At 59.0% G+C, this 16,472-nt stretch carries 14 protein-coding genes, 1 tRNA gene and 1 pseudogene; 6 read left to right on the top strand and 10 right to left on the bottom strand.

Going from position 1 to position 16,472, the window contains the following annotated elements:
- Positions 1-39: 39 nt before the first annotated feature.
- Positions 40-1,886: pseudogene (locus BG841_RS15275) on the top strand (sigma-54-dependent Fis family transcriptional regulator).
- A gap of 8 nt (positions 1,887-1,894) precedes the next feature.
- Here BG841_RS15275 and glpK read toward each other — a convergent pair.
- On the bottom strand, positions 1,895-3,367 hold the full coding sequence (gene glpK, locus BG841_RS15280; RefSeq protein ID WP_070058431.1) for a glycerol kinase GlpK: 1,473 nt from the start codon (positions 3,365-3,367) through the stop codon (positions 1,895-1,897).
- Between the two features lie 203 nt (positions 3,368-3,570).
- Between glpK and BG841_RS15285 the strand changes: the two genes are divergently transcribed.
- Together BG841_RS15285 and glpD are read left to right on the top strand one after the other, a co-directional pair.
- Complete coding sequence (locus BG841_RS15285) at positions 3,571-4,329, top strand: DeoR/GlpR family transcriptional regulator (protein ID WP_070058432.1); 759 nt, start codon at positions 3,571-3,573, stop codon at positions 4,327-4,329.
- Positions 4,330-4,473: 144 nt separating this feature from the next.
- Positions 4,474-6,027: a glycerol-3-phosphate dehydrogenase gene (gene glpD / locus BG841_RS15290; protein WP_070058433.1), complete on the top strand. Its 1,554-nt coding sequence runs from the start codon at positions 4,474-4,476 to the stop codon at positions 6,025-6,027.
- 7 nt (positions 6,028-6,034) lie between these two features.
- Here glpD and yghU read toward each other — a convergent pair whose 3' ends face one another.
- From yghU to BG841_RS15305, 3 genes are all read right to left on the bottom strand, one after another.
- The gene (gene yghU, locus BG841_RS15295) at positions 6,035-6,904 is read right to left on the bottom strand and encodes a glutathione-dependent disulfide-bond oxidoreductase (protein WP_070058434.1); all 870 of its coding nucleotides are present in this window, start codon (positions 6,902-6,904) and stop codon (positions 6,035-6,037) included.
- 45 nt (positions 6,905-6,949) lie between these two features.
- Positions 6,950-7,381: a group II truncated hemoglobin gene (locus tag BG841_RS15300; protein WP_070058435.1), complete on the bottom strand. Its 432-nt coding sequence runs from the start codon at positions 7,379-7,381 to the stop codon at positions 6,950-6,952.
- A 63-nt stretch (positions 7,382-7,444) separates the two neighbouring features.
- Positions 7,445-7,867 (bottom strand): MgtC/SapB family protein, encoded by a 423-nt coding sequence (locus BG841_RS15305; protein ID WP_070058436.1) that lies wholly within the window; start codon positions 7,865-7,867, stop codon positions 7,445-7,447.
- Between the two features lie 232 nt (positions 7,868-8,099).
- Between BG841_RS15305 and BG841_RS15310 the strand changes: the two genes are divergently transcribed.
- Positions 8,100-9,416 (top strand): mechanosensitive ion channel family protein, encoded by a 1,317-nt coding sequence (locus BG841_RS15310; RefSeq protein WP_198929198.1) that lies wholly within the window; start codon positions 8,100-8,102, stop codon positions 9,414-9,416.
- Between the two features lie 33 nt (positions 9,417-9,449).
- On the opposite strand, the gene BG841_RS15315 is transcribed toward BG841_RS15310, so the two are convergent.
- From BG841_RS15315 to pncB, 4 genes are all read right to left on the bottom strand, one after another.
- Positions 9,450-10,844 (bottom strand): esterase, encoded by a 1,395-nt coding sequence (locus BG841_RS15315; protein ID WP_070058437.1) that lies wholly within the window; start codon positions 10,842-10,844, stop codon positions 9,450-9,452.
- Positions 10,845-10,997: 153 nt separating this feature from the next.
- On the bottom strand, positions 10,998-11,633 hold the full coding sequence (locus BG841_RS15320) for an isochorismatase family protein (RefSeq protein WP_070058438.1): 636 nt from the start codon (positions 11,631-11,633) through the stop codon (positions 10,998-11,000).
- A gap of 15 nt (positions 11,634-11,648) precedes the next feature.
- A complete protein-coding gene (gene nadE, locus BG841_RS15325; protein ID WP_070058439.1) occupies positions 11,649-12,509 on the bottom strand; it encodes an ammonia-dependent NAD(+) synthetase in 861 nt (286 codons plus the stop codon).
- 11 nt (positions 12,510-12,520) lie between these two features.
- Positions 12,521-13,753: a nicotinate phosphoribosyltransferase gene (gene pncB, locus BG841_RS15330; RefSeq protein ID WP_070058440.1), complete on the bottom strand. Its 1,233-nt coding sequence runs from the start codon at positions 13,751-13,753 to the stop codon at positions 12,521-12,523.
- A gap of 128 nt (positions 13,754-13,881) precedes the next feature.
- Between pncB and BG841_RS15335 the strand changes: the two genes are divergently transcribed.
- Positions 13,882-14,604 carry an NUDIX hydrolase gene (locus BG841_RS15335; protein WP_070058441.1) on the top strand — a complete coding sequence of 241 codons (723 nt, stop codon included), beginning with the start codon at positions 13,882-13,884 and terminating at the stop codon, positions 14,602-14,604.
- Entirely contained in the window at positions 14,592-15,254 is a 663-nt protein-coding gene (locus BG841_RS15340; protein WP_070058442.1) for a GNAT family N-acetyltransferase, read from the top strand. The genes BG841_RS15335 and BG841_RS15340 overlap by 13 nt, the downstream gene beginning before the upstream one ends.
- On the opposite strand, the gene BG841_RS15345 is transcribed toward BG841_RS15340, so the two are convergent.
- Together BG841_RS15345 and BG841_RS15350 are read right to left on the bottom strand one after the other, a co-directional pair.
- Positions 15,198-15,941, bottom strand: coding sequence for a MauE/DoxX family redox-associated membrane protein (locus BG841_RS15345; RefSeq protein WP_070058443.1), 744 nt, complete (start codon positions 15,939-15,941; stop codon positions 15,198-15,200). The two genes, BG841_RS15340 and BG841_RS15345, sit on opposite strands and share 57 nt — an antisense overlap.
- A gap of 364 nt (positions 15,942-16,305) precedes the next feature.
- Positions 16,306-16,396, bottom strand: a tRNA-Ser gene (locus tag BG841_RS15350).
- Positions 16,397-16,472: the final 76 nt, after the last annotated feature.

Below are 16,472 nucleotides of genomic sequence, written 5' to 3' on the forward strand. Positions count from 1 at the left end.
CACCCGATAACTCCAACAACAGCACGAGGGCGCGCACTGGTGAATGACAACGAACACGCCGTCGGGTCGGGGCTGATCGAGCAATCCTGGGAGCGCTGTACCGCCTGGGGTCTGGATCAGGCCCACGAGCCCATACCTGTGGAACTGGACGGGACGCAGCTGGCGGAGCTGGAACGGCAGCACCGCCTGTTGCTGACCCACGCCGAAACCGAGGTTGTGCCTTACTACCGCAACGTACTTGCCCACAGCCGGTGCCTGATGCTATTGGCCAACCGCCAGGCGACGGTACTGAAAAGCTGGGGGGATGCGCGCACGACCGCCGCACGACTGAAGCCCTGGTTCCGGCCGGGCGCCAACTGGCAGGAACACTTGTGCGGCACCAATGCCATCGGCACCGCCGTTGCCACCGGTGAAGCCGTCCAGATTCAGCGCAACGAGCATTTCCTGCGCGCCAACCGCAGCCTGGTCGGTTCCGCCGCCCCCATCTTCGACCCCCACAAAAATCTGACGGGGGTGCTCGGCCTGTTCAGCGACGCCTACCTCCCTCAGGCCCACACACTGGGGCTGGTTCGGTTGCTGTCCCAATCCGTGGGCAACCGGTTACTCAGAAAGCAGTTTGAGGACGACCATTTCCAGCTGACCCTCAGCACCACCGCGGATAATATCGACAGCCCCTGGTCAGGCGTGCTGATTTGCGATGCCAGCGCACGGGTAGTGGCCAGTAATCCGCGGGCGGATCAGCTGCTGAAAATAGCCGCGGTGGGCCACCGGCTGGACGATCTGTTCACCGCCCACCGTACCCACATTCTTACCCACCCGCCCCACACCCCGCTGCAACTCATCACCAGAGGCCGGGTGCGGTTGAGCGCCCAGGTCAACCGACCCTCTGGCTGTGCGGCACCTCCTGCCAGCGCCCCCCTGCCACCCGCTTTGCGACCCTGGAATTCGGCGACCCCCGGGTACGCCGCTGCGCGGAACAAAGCCTGAAAGTCCTGGAACGCGGGGTACCGCTGCTGATTACGGGGGAAACCGGGGTGGGTAAGGAGGTTCTCGTTAACGCCCTGCACCAGGCCTCCCGGCGCAGACAACAACCGCTGGTGGCCGTCAATTGCGCCGCCATTCCGCCAGAACTGGTGGAATCGGAGCTGTTTGGCTACCAGCCTGGCGCCTTTACCGGTGCCAGAGCCCAGGGTTCGCTGGGGCACATCCGCAGCGCCGACAAGGGCATATTGTTTCTGGATGAGATTGGCGAGATGCCATTAGCGGCCCAGTCCCGCTTGTTGCGGGTGCTGCAGGAAAGGAGGGTGACACCGGTCGGTGCCAGCACCGGTGTACCGGTGGACTTGCTGCTGATCACCGCCACCAATCGCGACGGCGGGTCGCTGGTGGCATCGGGGCAATTGCGCGCCGATCTGTATTACCGGATCAACGGACTGAGTGTGGAGTTGCCGCCCCTGCGGGAGCGAACCGACAAGCAGGGCCTGATGCAACAAATCTACAGTCAGTATCGCGACCCGGTGCACAGTCACACCTTGTCGCCCCGGGTGCTGGCAGCTCTGATGAGTCATCCCTGGCCCGGCAATATCCGCCAGCTGGTGAATGTAATCCGCGTCGCGGTGGCGCTGGCCGATGGCGAAGACTTGCAGATCTGGCATCTGCCCGCTGATTTTCTGGGGCAACTCGAAGCTGACACGCCAACGGAGGCGGGCGGCAGCGCGCCGTCACTCTCAGCTGGTGATGAGGCACACACCGTCAGCACGGATCCCTTGGTGCATACCCTGCAGGTGTACCATCACTGTGAGGGTAATGTGTCCCGCGCGGCGAGGGAGTTGGCAATCAGCCGTAACACCCTGTACAAGCGCCTGCGGGCGCTGGGCCTGCGTTGATCACCCGCTCACAGTTTGCGCACGGCCTGGATCCAGCCGTCGTACAAACGGTCGCGGTGTGCTTTGGTCATTGCCGGGGCAAAGCTGCGGTCACAACGCCACATCTCGGCCAGCTCGTCCAGCGACTCGTACACGCCCGCTTGCAACCCGGCCAGATAGGCAACCCCCAGAGCGGTGGTTTCCACCACCGAAGGCCGGTCAACAGTGGCCCCCAGAATGTCGGCCAGAAACTGCAGCAGCCAGTTGTTGGTCGTCATACCGCCATCCACCCGCAGGGCCGTGGGACGAATGCCGTCTTTTTCCATGGCTTTTTGCAAATCTTTGGACTGGTAACACACCGACTGCAAACCGGCTGTCACAATCTCCCTGATGCCAGTGTCCCGGGTCAGCCCGAAGATTGCGCCGCGGGCGTCCGGATCCCAGTATGGCGCACCCAACCCGGTGAACGCCGGCACCAGATACACCCCGTGATCAACCGGTGTGCCCTCTGCCAGAGGCTCACTGTCGCAGGCATTGCGAATCAGATGCAGGCCATCCCGCAGCCACTGAATCGCCGCTCCGGCAATAAAGATGCTCCCTTCCAGTGCGTAGGTCGGTTTACCCTGCAGCCGATAGGCCACCGTGGTCAGCAAACGGTGTTCGGAGCGCAGTGCTTTATCGCCGGTATTGAGCATCAGAAAACAGCCGGTTCCGTAAGTGCTTTTGGTCATTCCCACCTCGAAGCAGGTCTGTCCGAACAGGGCTGCCTGCTGGTCGCCAGCGACGCCGCACACGGGCGTACCATTCAACCGGCCCGCTGCGCTGATATCACCAAAATCATCCGCTGAGTCCATCACCTCGGGTAACAACGACGAAGGGACGTTGAACAGTTCCAGCAGTTCTTCATCCCATTGCTGGGTATGGATGTTAAACAACAGGGTACGACTGGCATTGGTGGCATCGGTGCGGTGCTCGCGCCCACCGGTCAACCGCCACAGCAAAAAACAGTCCACGGTACCGAACGCCAGTTCACCCCGTTCGGCCCGCTCCCGAACACCGGGGACATTCTCCAGTATCCAGCGGATTTTAGTGGCGGAAAAATACGGGTCAATCAACAAGCCCGTCTTGCTGTGCACCCAGGGTTCGTGGCTGGCCAGTTTCAGGGTTTTGCAGTATTCGGCGGTCCGCCGGTCCTGCCAGACGATCGCATTGTAGACCGGTTCACCGGTCTGCCGGTCCCAAAGGATGGTGGTTTCGCGCTGATTGGTGATGCCCACCGCCAGCACTTGGTCGTCCGCCCCCAGAGCCTCAGCCATGATCGCTTCGCAGGTGTCCTGCACCGTCGACCAGATATCCTCGGGATCGTGTTCCACCCAGCCACTATGCGGGAAATGTTGGGGAAACTCCTGTTGCCGGACCGCGTGTATGTTGCCGCGCAAGTCGAAGAGGATGGCGCGGGAACTGGTGGTTCCCTGATCAATGGAGAGTAGGTATTGACTCATTGCGTATAGGCCTCGCTTTCTTGTTTGTTCGTATTTTTACTTTTTTGAACATAAACACCAAGAGATTTGACTCATTTACTCCCCTTATCCGCGTCCAACTGGCTAAAATGGCTGCATAAAACATGTAAAACGATTAAGCTTTCAATATCTTGTTCAGTTATACACGCATTCGGGTAGGAACACCCACAGGTGGAGGAAGTTGAATGGCACAACGGCGCCGGCAAGACCTGATCCTGGAGCTGATCCAGCAGAACGGTTTTGTGACCACCGAACAGCTGGTGGAACAATTCAAGGTTACGCCGCAGACCATTCGCCGGGATTTGAACGAACTGGCCAAACACAAAAAATTGCGGCGCCATCACGGCGGTGCCGGTATCGAGTCCAGCACCGTTAATACCGCCTACCAGGCGCGCAAAATTATGGACCTGGAGGCCAAAGAACGCATCGCCGAAGCCTTGGTAAAACTGATCCCCGACAACTCCTCCATATTCATCAATATTGGCACCACCACCGAAGCCATTGCCAGGGCCTTGCTGGCCAAGAATGACCTGCAGATTGTCACCAACAACCTGCACGTGGCGTCCATTCTCTCGGCCAAGGAAGATTTTCGCGTCATCATTGCCGGTGGTGAAGTGCGCAGTCGGGATGGCGGCATCGTGGGTGAGGCCACCCGGGATTTCATCAATCAGTTCAAGATGGATTTTGGCATTATCGGTATCAGTGGCATTCACAACGATGGCTCACTGCTGGATTTCGATTACCGTGAAGTCCGCGTTGCCCAGGCGATCATTGCCAATTCCGATCAGATACTGCTGGCGGCCGACCACTCCAAGTTTGGCCGCAACGCGATGGTGCGGCTGGGTAGCATCACTCAGGCGGATCACGTGTTTACCAACCAGCAACCTCCGGCCGAAATCTCCCGCCTGCTGCACGAGCATAACGTAACCCTGCATCTGGTCTGAGCACCGCCTGAACCCGATCCGGACGGCCGTCCGCTACCCACCCGCCATTTTCGTTTGTTTTCTTTTTTTCCTTTACGAATATCTTAGACTTTCGCATAATGCCTCTAACACTTCGTTTCTGACGGCCCCAGGAGACAGCCAACCATGTCAGTGGAACCCCAATCTTATGACGTCGTCGTCGTGGGCGGCGGCATCAATGGCGCCGGCATCGCCATGGATGCCGCCGGCCGAGGTCTGAAAGTCCTGTTGTGTGAAATGAATGACCTGGCTTCGGCCACGTCGTCCAACAGCAGCAAACTGATTCACGGCGGGTTGCGGTACCTGGAGCAGTACGAGTTTGGGCTGGTGCGAAAGGCGTTGGCCGAGCGGGAAGCGCTGTTGCGCAACTCCCCCCATATCATGTGGCCCATGCGCTTCCGACTGCCGCACCGGCCTCACTTACGCCCGGCATGGATGATTCGCGCGGGTCTTTTTCTGTATGACCATCTGGCCAGGCGCGAGATCCTGCCGGGTTCCCGCGCCATCCGTTTCGACCAATCCGGGCCGCTCAAAGCGAGCATCACCCGAGGGTTCGAATACTCGGACGGCTGGGTGGATGACGCGCGTCTGGTGGTGCTAACGGCGAAAAAAGCGGAACAGCTTGGCGCCACTATCCTGACCCGCACCAAATGTGTGAACGCGGTGCGTGGGCGGGACCACTGGCAAGTTACTCTGCGTGACACCCGCCGCCAAACGGACCGGATGGTATCCGCCAAAACAATCGTCAACGCTTCCGGCCCTTGGGTGAGTACCCTGTTTGGTGAAAGCCTGGCAATGCCCGCGCCGAAAATGATCCGCCTGGTCAAGGGCAGCCACATTGTGGTGCCCCGCCTTAATCAGGACGACGAGGCTTACATTCTGCAAAATGAAGACGAGCGTATCGTCTTTGTAATCCCCTACGAAGACCGGTTTTCGCTGGTGGGCACCACCGACGTGGAATATCAGGGCGACCCGGGGGAGGCAAAAATTTCCGCGGAAGAAACCAGTTATCTGCTGAACATCGTCAACGACCATTTTAAAAGGCAATTGATCCCCGCCGATGTCATCTGGTCCTTTTCCGGTGTGCGCCCCCTGATGGATGATGAAGAAGAAAATGCGCAAAAGGCGTCCCGCGACTACACCTTTGAAGTCAGTGACGACGAACAGGCGCTGTTGATCTCAGTCTTCGGGGGCAAAATTACCACCTACCGCAAACTGGCCGAGGCGGCCACGGACAAGCTGTGCCAGTATCTGGGTGTTTCCAAAGTACGGTGGACCAAAACGGCCGCGCTTCCCGGAGGTGATTTCGACAACCAGGACAGCCTGGCTGCCTCACTGAAACACACCTACCCCTGGTTATCTGATGCGCTGGTGAGCCGTTATGTGCGCACCTACGGCACCCTGTGCCGTGAGTTTTTACACGACTGTACCGCCATGACGGATCTGGGCACGCACTTTCTGGGCTCCCTGTATGAGAAAGAAGTCGACTACCTGGTACACAACGAATGGGCCGTGACTGCCGACGACATTCTCTGGCGACGCACCAAGCAAGGTCTGTACGCGTCCGCCAGCGAGGTCGAGGCGCTGGAGCGCTACCTGATTACCCGCGCTTCGGGCCTGTCTGCGACCGGGACCCGGCCGGACACTGACACAGCCGGCGGTATTGGCCTGAGCGGATAGCGAGGGGTCATTCGGCCTGTTCCAGCTTGTCTTGAGTGCGCAGCTCGAAATCACTGGCGTCGTGGCGCTCGTGCAACTGCGCACCTGGTTCCCCCCAGGCCTTGTTAACGATTCGACCGCGCCGTACCGCGGGCCGGGCCGCGATCTCCTCCGCCCAGCGGTTCACGTGGGTGTAGGTGTGCGCCGCTAAAAACTCTGCGGCTTCGTACACCCGGTTCTTGACCAGGGCACCGTACCAGGGCCAGATCGCCATATCGGCAATGCTGTAGTCGTTACCTGCGATAAATGGGTGGTCGGCCAACTGCCGGTCGAGCACATCCAGCTGGCGCTTGACCTCCATGGTGTAACGGTTGATCGGGTATTCGTATTTTTCAGGGGCATACGCATAAAAATGACCAAACCCGCCGCCCAGAAAGGGCGCACTGCCCACCTGCCAGAATAACCAGTTCATGGCCTGAGCGCGCCTGGCCGGTTCCGTTGGCAGAAATTCACCAAACTTTTCCGCCAGATACAACAGGATGGAACCGGATTCAAACACCCGGGTCGCCGGAGCAACACTGCAATCCAGCAACGCCGGGATCTTGGAGTTCGGGTTCACGCCTACAAAACCGCTGCTGAATTGTTCCCCCTCAGAAATATCGACCAGCCAGGCATCGTACTCGGCTTCCGTAATGCCCTTCGCCAGCAACTCCTCCAGCATGACCGTCACTTTCACCCCATTGGGGGTGGCGAGGGAGTACAGCTGCAACGGGTGTCTGCCCACCGGCAACTGCTTGTCGTGGGTCGCGCCGGCAACCGGACGGTTAATACTGGCAAATTTGCCCCCGCTCTCCGCGTCCCAGGTCCAGACTCTCGGGGGGGTATACTGTTCATTCATACGCACGCCACTCCAATCGCTTCAACCAAACCTGACCCGTTGCATTTAACGGCCGCACGCCGCCCTGATCCGCTCTGCCGGAACCCGTAACTGGGTCAGCAGGTAGTCCCGGAATGCCGGTTCATAGGGCTGCCGGGCGGCGGCTTCGCGCATGCACAACAGCCAGGCCTCGCTCTCCGCTTCACCAATGGGGAACTGTCGGTGGGCTCCCGGGATGCTTATGGGGCCGTACTCCTGGGCATACAGCTTGGGCCCGCCCAGCCAGCCCGACAGAAAACAGACCAGTTTCTTCCGCGATTCGGTCAGGTCAGCCGGATGCATGGCCCGTATGGCTTTAGCTGCAGGAAGCCGGTCCATAAGTTCGTAAAAGTCGTCTACCAGCCTGGTAATTCCCGCCAACTCCCCCGCCGCCCGGTAGGAGGCGTCTCCCACGCCGTACGCTTTACTTGCAGATTGCTCGATAACCCTCTGATTCATAAATTATACACTCTTGTCTCATGAAAACAGGCACCGCCCAATACGCTGCCTTGCCCAACCGTTCTAGGACCGATCATTTTTGATGAGGCCGGTGAACTGAAAGATCAGAAAACCGATGAACGACAGCACAAGGGCGATTTCGTAACGCATGTAGGCCACCGACAACCCGATAGCCCCCGTGAGCCATAACCCGGCGGCTGTCGCTGTCCCTTCCGCCCGTCCCTCGGTTTTAATGATGGATCCCCCGCCAATAAAACCCATGCCGGTGATGATGCCATACATGATTCGGGCTTCGGGTTCCGCCCCCTCGTACACGTCCATGCCCACCAGCATGAACGCACAGGAGGAGATGGCTACCAGCGGAAAGGTGCGCAAACCGGCTCCGTTGGCTTTGTACTCCCGGTTCATGGCAATTGGCAATGCGAGCACAAAGGCGATACCGATTTTGTAGAGATGGCTCCATATCAGGTGTAAGTCAATTTCCATCGCACCGTCATTCCTTTCGGCAATTCACATCCCGGCGACCGGACAAAGAATTCTTGTGGTACCGCCCTGCCCCCAACTGCCAAGCTTCAAGAGTCGAGGCGCATCATATTATTGCAGTCTATATTCTGTTAAAGCGCCAGCCGGGAGGCGTTTCCTGTGGCACCTTGGTCTCCGGCACTGCTGCCAGCGGCCACACCAGTGATGAAGCCAGGGAGACGGGGTGGAGACCTGAGTGACTATTGACACACTGCAAGCGCAATTCGATCACTTCATGGCGCTATTGCTGGCGTGGCTGACCGGCCCCATGGTGTATGTGCAGGCCGCCATGATCGTGTTGGCGGTGATCTTCGCCTACGGCTTCGCGGCGCTGGTAAAGCGCAATGCAACGCCGCTGACGGAGGTGCCGCCCTCAGCGCGCTGGCTGCCGGTACGAAAAACCATACAGGTCATCAAGCAAACGCTGGCGCCGCTGCTTACGATTCTAGCGCTCGGAGTGGCGGCCCAGCTCAGCAGCCTGCTGGTGCAACAAAAATGGCTGATTCTTCTGGCCCAGAGTCTGGCCGTCATTTTTCTGATTTACAACATAGTCACACGCTTTATCCAAAACCCGGTCGTCAGCATGGCCTGCAAATGGCTGTTGATGCCGATACTTATACTGTATGTGTTCGGTTGGCTCGATGCGGTGATCGGTTATCTAGATTCGTTCGCCATTCATGTCGGTGAGATCCGCATCTCGATATTCGGAATGTTGCGCGCGGCGGTGTTCGGAGCCCTGTTGTTCTGGCTCGGCCACATCTCCAACCGAGCCGGACAGCAGGTGATCCGGCGCCAGGAACGGATTGATATCGGCACCCGTGAAGTGCTCGCCAAGCTTTTTCAGGTGGCCCTGGCAACGGCACTGTTCATTTTGCTGCTACAGATCATCGGCGTTAATCTGACGACACTGGCGGTGTTTGGCGGTGCACTCGGCGTGGGACTCGGGTTTGGGCTGCAGGCGATCGCCGCCAACTTTATCTCCGGCATCATTATTTTGCTGGACCGGTCCTTCAAGGTGGGTGACTACCTGCAGCTTGACGACGGTCAGGCGGGGACCATCCGTGAAATCAATATGCGTTCCACGGTGCTGGAAACTTTTGACGGTAAAGACATTGTTGTGCCCAACGAACAGTTCGTCACCAGCCGGTTCATCAACTGGACCCATAACAACGACAAACAACGCTACGCGATTGAGTTTCAGGTGGCCTATAAAACGGATGTCCCCAGAATGCTTGATCTGATCAAGGAGGTGGTGCGCTCGCACCCCCAGGTTCTCAACGCACCGGACACCCCCATAGAAGAACTGGCGGATGCGGAAATCAGTGGCTTCGGTGATTCCGGCATCAACATCCTGGTGGAGTTCTGGATGGAGGGCATCGACGACGGCGTGAACCGTGTCGGCGCGGACCTGTTACTGATGATCTGGCAGGCCTTGCGAGACCACGACATCGACATTCCATTCCCGCAGCGGGAGGTCAAAATCCTCAACCCCACCGACGGTAACCCGGGCTGACCGGGCTTAGGCAGCGGCGATGCCCGGACAGCGCTAAGGTTTCCTGACCTCGTTGCGCAATTGCTGGCGATCAGCCAGCTCCCGGCTCTGGGAGGCAATCAGTATCAGCTGACGCACAAAACTTTCGATACGCGGGTCGTAGATATCGTTGTGGTTGCTGATCAGTTCACCATCGACATAAATGTTCAGATAGGGGTTGCGCCCCGCCGAGCTCAGGCTGCGCTCCAGCGTAGAGCCGTTAAAGACAATGCGGCTGCCCGGGCGATCCTGCTCCCAGGCGTCACTGGCGGCCACAAACAAGGCCACCTCCGTGGCGACGTCAAACCTGGCCGGCTGTTCGTCGGTGAGCACTTCGCTGGCTCGGAGATAATGGGTCTGGTAGGGCTCGAAATGGCCGATGGTGGTGATGTTGGCCTTACCCTCGTCGATGCTTTCCGGCTGCCGGCGCACCGGGTTGGGCCGTTTGACCTGCCGTTCTTTTTCAAACAGGGTGGAAAACCAGCGGCCCGCCGGAAACGCAAATCTGGTCGCGCGGTCCGCTTCCGACGTCAGCACCGCCAGAGTTGGCAGCTGGCCGACAAAATAGGTACCGCGCTCAGTGGACATGTCACTCAGGCTGCTATAACGGATGGCTTCAAACGCCGGGTTGATCAGCACCACCAGATCGGCAAAGCCCACCGTGTTACTGACCTGACCCGCGGGCCCCTGCGTATGAACAAAGCCATGCTCCAGTATTTCACTGAGCGCCGAATAAACCACAGCACCGCCAAAGCTGTGGCCGATCACCACCAGCCGGGTATCGCTCTCCTGTTGATCCCGGCGGGCCACGGCGTGTTTGGTGATGCGCAGCAACTCCAGCCGGCTGAGCACTTCGGTAACCCCCCCGTACCCCACCTTGTGGGCGGTGTTTTTACGGTCCCAGAACGTCAGTTCTTTGAGTAACGGTACACTCACCGAGCCACCCCGCCAGCCCAGATAGACACCGGCCACCTGCCGCGCCGGCTTGCCGGACTGCTTGCTGAGGGCGGTTTCCATGGCGCTCAGATGTCTGAGCGTGGCCCGGAACTTGTCGATATTGTCGTCACCGGCTCTGGCGCTGTGTTTCCAGCCGTGGGCGAACACCACCATCAGCAAATCCCGGCGGGCACCGGCCTCGGCAAACTGATCGAGCACCCGACGCATTTGCTGTCTGTCCCACAGGTGTCCCTGATCATCAAACTCGACAAAGCCCAGCAGATAACCCTGACTTTCGGCCGCCGGGCTTTGGTAAACCTGTATTGCGCTGGTCTGGCAATCGGCTTCGGGGCTGGCTGACACACAGGGGTGGTAATCGTGGCGGTATTGCTGGTGGGAGATACACGCGCTCAGCCACAGGAATGACACCATCAGCAGTGCGGTCCTGCCGGTGCGCTTACGGTTATTATGCATTGCCTTGCCCTCCCGTTCGGCCCGCTGTCCCTTCCTTGCAAACCAAGCGCACCGGCCACCCGGACCCGCTACCTGGTCACACAGGCATCTTTTCATTCAGCTTAGCAGCTGCGCGCCGGACGCGGGCGGCCCCGCCCGGCTGGCGCGCGTGACTCAGGCAATCAGCTGACGAACCTCCTCGGCCGACGCTGCCAGCTCTACCCCGGACTGCTTCATCTGGTGCTCCGCTGCGGCCATGCTGTCTGGGGCAATGCCACGGGTGGCGGCGCGGTTCAGAATCACCCGAAAGCCCGCGGCGCGCAGTTGCAGTGCTGTTTTAGCGACACAGTAGTCCATCGCCAGTCCGCCCAGAATCACCGTGCCGACCTGGTGGTGGTTCAGAAACTCGATGACACCGGTGCTGACCCGGTCGCCCAGATCGTGATAACAGGCGCCATAGGGGTGGCAGTCGGGATCCAGTCCTTTGCTCACCATCAAATGGTAGCCGGTTACGGGGTGCGGCAGACCGTCCAGTAACTCAAAGCCGGTAGTGCCCACCAGGGCGTGCGGGGGCCACTTGATATCCACATTGTCGCCTTCCACTTCGCTGAACACCTCATCCGGGTGATTGGCGATCCAATGGGCATTGGCGGGGTGGGCATCCCGGGAACCGATTCGGAAATCGGCGAGGGCAGCCTGGGCATTGAGTTCGTCCACAATTTGATCGCCTTCCGGCACCGGCAACTCGTCCGGGCACACGGGGGTGAATCCCTTCTGCGCGTCGACGTCGAAAGAGGCAATGGCTGTCATGTCACAACTCCTTGTTTAATCACTGCTGTCGGGGCGGAACGCGCCCATTACCGCCGGAGGATCGCAGCGTTTATGCTGGGTTTTCTGATACTGCGCCACCAGCTGGCGGACCTGCTCCTCCGTGCCGCCCTTGAATTCCAGAAAATCGTCAATCACATCGTAAGACATCCCCAGCGCGGCTTCGTCGGCGTGCAACGGACGGAGGTCCTCCAGGTCTGCGGTGGCCTGTTTATGAGCCAACTCGTCATTCGCGCCCAAGGCGCTGGCCAACCGCCGCACCTGACGTTTGTTCAGCCCGCGCAGGGGCAGCAGGTCACAGGCACCGTCCCCCCATTTGGTGAAGAATCCGGTGACCGCTTCCGCGTTGTGGTCGGTACCCACCACCAGCCCCTGGTGCAGCCCGGCGATCTGGTATTGGGCAGCCATGCGCACCCGGGCTTTGACGTTGCCACGCTCGAAATCGGCAGCCGCCGGATCGACGTCTTCCGCATTCACCATCACGGCGGCGTGCAGAGCGTCCACGCTGGCTTTGATATCGACCGTCATGATCCGGTCCGGGGCGATGAATTGCAGCGCTGCCTGAGCGTCCTCTTCATCCGCCTGGGTGCCATAGGGCAGGCGGACGGCAATGAATTGGGCTGCGGGGTCGGTGTTTCTCATCTCATCGGCCGCCAACTGGCACAGTTTGCCGGTTACCGTTGAATCCACCCCTCCGCTGATGCCCAGCACCAGGGCGCTGCGCCCGGCACTGCGCAGCGCGTCACACAGAAAAGCCACCCGCTGGCGGATCTCGGCCTGCCAGTCGCGATCTTCGGTCGGTTGGACGCCCCACTCTGCGAGGATGCGTTCAGCTGCTTTACGGTCGGTGTCGCTCATCACTCTGCTCCTTACTTAACGTTGAACCGGGCCTTCAGGTTCGCCAGATAGACCGAATCATCGCACATACTTTTGCCCGGTTCATCGCTGATCTTGGCAACCGGCATGCCGTTGCATTCGGTCATCTTCATCACAATGTTCAAGGGTCGGAACGCATCACCGGCGGGTGTGACCCAGGCGCCCAGATCGTTGGTCAGAAAGGTGCCGATCCCAAAACTGGTGCCGATGCGCCCCTGAAAGTGAGCGGCAATGTCCAGCGCGCGGTCGAAATTCAGGTTGTCACTGAAAACCAGGGTCTTGGTGTTTGGATCGATACCCAGCGCCTCGTAATGCGCAATGAATTTCTCACCCCAGGCTATGGGGTCGCCGCTGTCGTGTCGCACCCCGGAAAACAACACCGCAAACAGGTAATCAAAGTCCTGCAGGAAGGCGTCCGTGGTGATGCAATCGGTCAGCGCCACACCGAGACGGCCGCGATAAACCTGATTCCACACCTCCAGAGCTTCTTTCTGGGAATCCGCTACATTCACAAACGCCTGGTGCGCCTGCAGGTATTCGTGCGCCATAGTGCCGATGGCGGTGAGTTGATACTTCTGCGCCAAGTGATAGTTGCTGGTACCGATAAAATGATCCGGCAGGGTTTGCGCCAGGTACTCGACCACGCGTCTTTGCACGGGGTAGGAAAAACGCCGGCGGGTACCGAAATCGGCGAACTGGAACTCTTGCATGCCGCGGCGCCGCAACTCCCCCTGCAGATGCTCCACTTTCTGGCACAGCACCCGCTGAATCTGGTCTTCATCCGCTTCGCCGTAGCGATGGCGGTTGCGCACCTCGCTGACAATGGCGAGCACCGGAATCTCAAACAAAATGGTGTACAGCCATGGGCCTTCGCTGTCGATGACCAGTTGGCCCTGTTCGACACGAATGGACAGATAGCGTTGCGGGTCAAATCGAAACTGGCGCAGAAAGTCGATAAACGCCGGTTTGAGAAATGGTATTTCGCTGAGGTAGGTCAATTGCTGAGGCGTGAAACTGAGCCCTTCCAGCGCGAAGATGGCGTCGCGAATTTCAGCTACATACTTGGCCAGACCCTCGTCACTGCGGCAGCGGAATTTATACTTCACGAGGACCGAGGCGTACTTTTCGAACACCACCTGCTGCATGTGCAGCTTATAGGCATCCGTGTCCATGGCGCTGGTGATGATCGGGCGGCGGAACAATGGGTTATTGACGGTGACGCTCATCCCAGGTCCTTAGTGTCAATTCATTTGACCATAACGATAGCGACCCACCGCTCTTCTGTCAATTCATTTGACAGTTAAATATGCGGTGATAGGCTGACAGGAACACTCAACTTGCCGGAGGCCGACTCGTGGTTGTCACTCTCGACTTTATTTGCCTGCGACTGAACCCGGATAACGGGCAACCGGAAGTCATGCTGAAAGAACGCCTGAAAGGGCCACACGAAGGGCAGTACGCCCTGGTCGGCGGCTGGGTCCGCGAACACCCCCTGGACGACGGCAACGGATACGACCACACCCTGGAGGATGCCGTCACCCGCATCCTGACCAGCAAGGTCGGCTTCTTGCCCAGTTACCTGGAAAAGTTGCCTCCCGAAGGCAGCGCCACCCGGGATCCGGCACTCGGCTGGTCCGTGACCATTCCCTTTTTGTGCCTGTTCAATCGCCCCGACATGGCCGAACTGGACCAGCAGGACAGCATTCGCTGGGAGTCGATTGACGGGATTCTGACCGGGGCCTCACCCCTGCCCTTTGATCACCGCAAATTGGTGAGGCTGGCCTATGACGCCTTCCTGAACAAGATCAAATACTCGTCCCTGCTGCTCTATCTGCTGCCGGAAAAAGTGGCCGTCAGCCAGATTGTCCATGCCTATGAAATATTTGGTATTTGTGTGAAAAAACAGACGGTATTCAGCCGCTGGATCAACCCCGGAGTGCTGGTGGAGACCGGCGAGCGGCGTGCAATCGCGGCCAAGGGTCAACCTTCGCGACTGTACCGGCTGGAAGAGAGCTCGCTGTCTTATTTCGACAGCGAAATCGGCAAGAGCTACCGGATGAAGGCGTGCAACGGGTGAGCCTCCCCGGGATCGCCATCCAGCCCCTGAGCAGAACCGACCTGACCAGGGCTGCGACCCTCTGTGCCCGGGCAATGCGCGACAACCCCCTTCACCTTGCGGTTTTCGGCGGCCCGGATACTCGGCGACAACAGCGCCTCCAGCGCCTGTTGGCGGGTTTGTTGGGCTACATTTTACGCAAGGGTGACCTGCTGGGTGCGTATCGCAACGGCACTCTGGTGGGCGTGCTGGGGCTCCTGCCACCGGGCCGTTGCCGGCCCACCTGGCGCGACCTGCCCCGGTTGCTGCCGACGCTTCTGACCAGCAACACGCCCGCGGGTAGCCTGCGTACCGCCATCTGGCTGAACACCTGGCGCCGCCACGACCCGGGCACACCGCATTGGCATCTGGGCCCCCTGGCGGTCGAACCCGACTGGCAAGGTCAATACGTCGGCACACGCCTGATGGACTACGCCTGCAACCGGGCGGCGGATGCTTGCCTGTATCTGGAAACCGACACGCCCGCCAACGTACGTTTTTACCAACGCTTCGGTTTCAGCGTACTGGCCACGCCGGTGATTCTGACCACACCCAGCTGGCTGATGGTGCGCCCCCTATCGGATCAGCATCCACAGCCCCATGGCGACCATCATGAGGTTTTCAGTCAGTGAGACAAATCCCAGGGGCACGTTGCTGTTGCCTCCAACACAGGCACATTTCAGCTCACGCTTATCCACATAAACCGCTTTAAACACCGATACCGCCCCTATACTGCCGATGAACAGGGCAACGGGCACAGCCAGCCAGAGCATCGCCCCGGCAATCATCAACACCCCCGCCAATGCCTCTCCAAACGGATATATATATCCGTACCGGACCCACTTTTGCGCCAGTAAGTCGTAATTGAGAAACATCGTCGAGAAACTCTCGATGTCCTGTAATTTTTGCACGGCAAGCAAACACATGGCGGCGGCAATAAACCATTCGGCGGCACGCACCGTCAGAATACTGCCGTAGGCGGCCCAGCTCATGGCAAGCGCCATCAGCAACGACAGCGCGAATATTGCAATAACCGGTGTATAGCTGGTCTCGCCGCCGTCTTTCGCCTCCTTGCCGAAGTACGCGCGCAAGTCTTCATACCCACCGATCAGTTGGCCATCGATCCAGGTTTGAGGCGTCGTATCAACCTTGTGCCTTTCCTGAAACGTATCGGTCTGTTCACGGGTGGTGAGATGGTGGTCTTCAACCTCGTACCCCTCCCGCTCCAGCAAATCCTTTGATTTGAGGCCAAACGGGCACAGGTGGTCGTCCATCACCATCCGGTAAAGGACGGCGCGATTTCGATTGTCTGAAACCATAGCTGCTCCCTCCGGTTTGCCGGTGAATGAATCCAGTCTCCCAAGCCAGTAAAGCGCACTGCCGGTTAACCTACAAACCAACTGCAGGCGTCAATGTATGCGACTGCATCACAGCAGGGAAACGGTGCCAGACACGAGCCTTCCCGGGGGTGACTCAGACGGTTTGGGGTGATTCAGACGGTTTGGGGCGCTGGCACAGAGCTTGACGCATGAAGACCCACAACGGCTTGCGATCTTCCATCAGCAGGAGCACAGCGGTGAGATGGGGTCGTAAAGTTTCAGGTATCGATGCGGGAGAAACGCAATTGAGGCAACTGGATTATGGCCAGTTCAGAATGGTCGCGCGGACTATTGCAGAAATAAGTGGCGGTGGGCCAGGGATTCGAACCCCGGGAAGGCTATTAACCTTCGGCGGTTTTCAAGACCGCTGCATTCAGCCACTCTGCCAGCCCACCGGTTTTTCACTTACAAATGCCGTCTCGTTGACAGCGGGGTGCATAATACCGGATTCGTTTTCCGTGTCAACGGTTT

Source organism: Marinobacter sp. X15-166B (assembly GCF_001752365.1).
In the GTDB taxonomy this organism is placed as follows: domain Bacteria; phylum Pseudomonadota; class Gammaproteobacteria; order Pseudomonadales; family Oleiphilaceae; genus Marinobacter.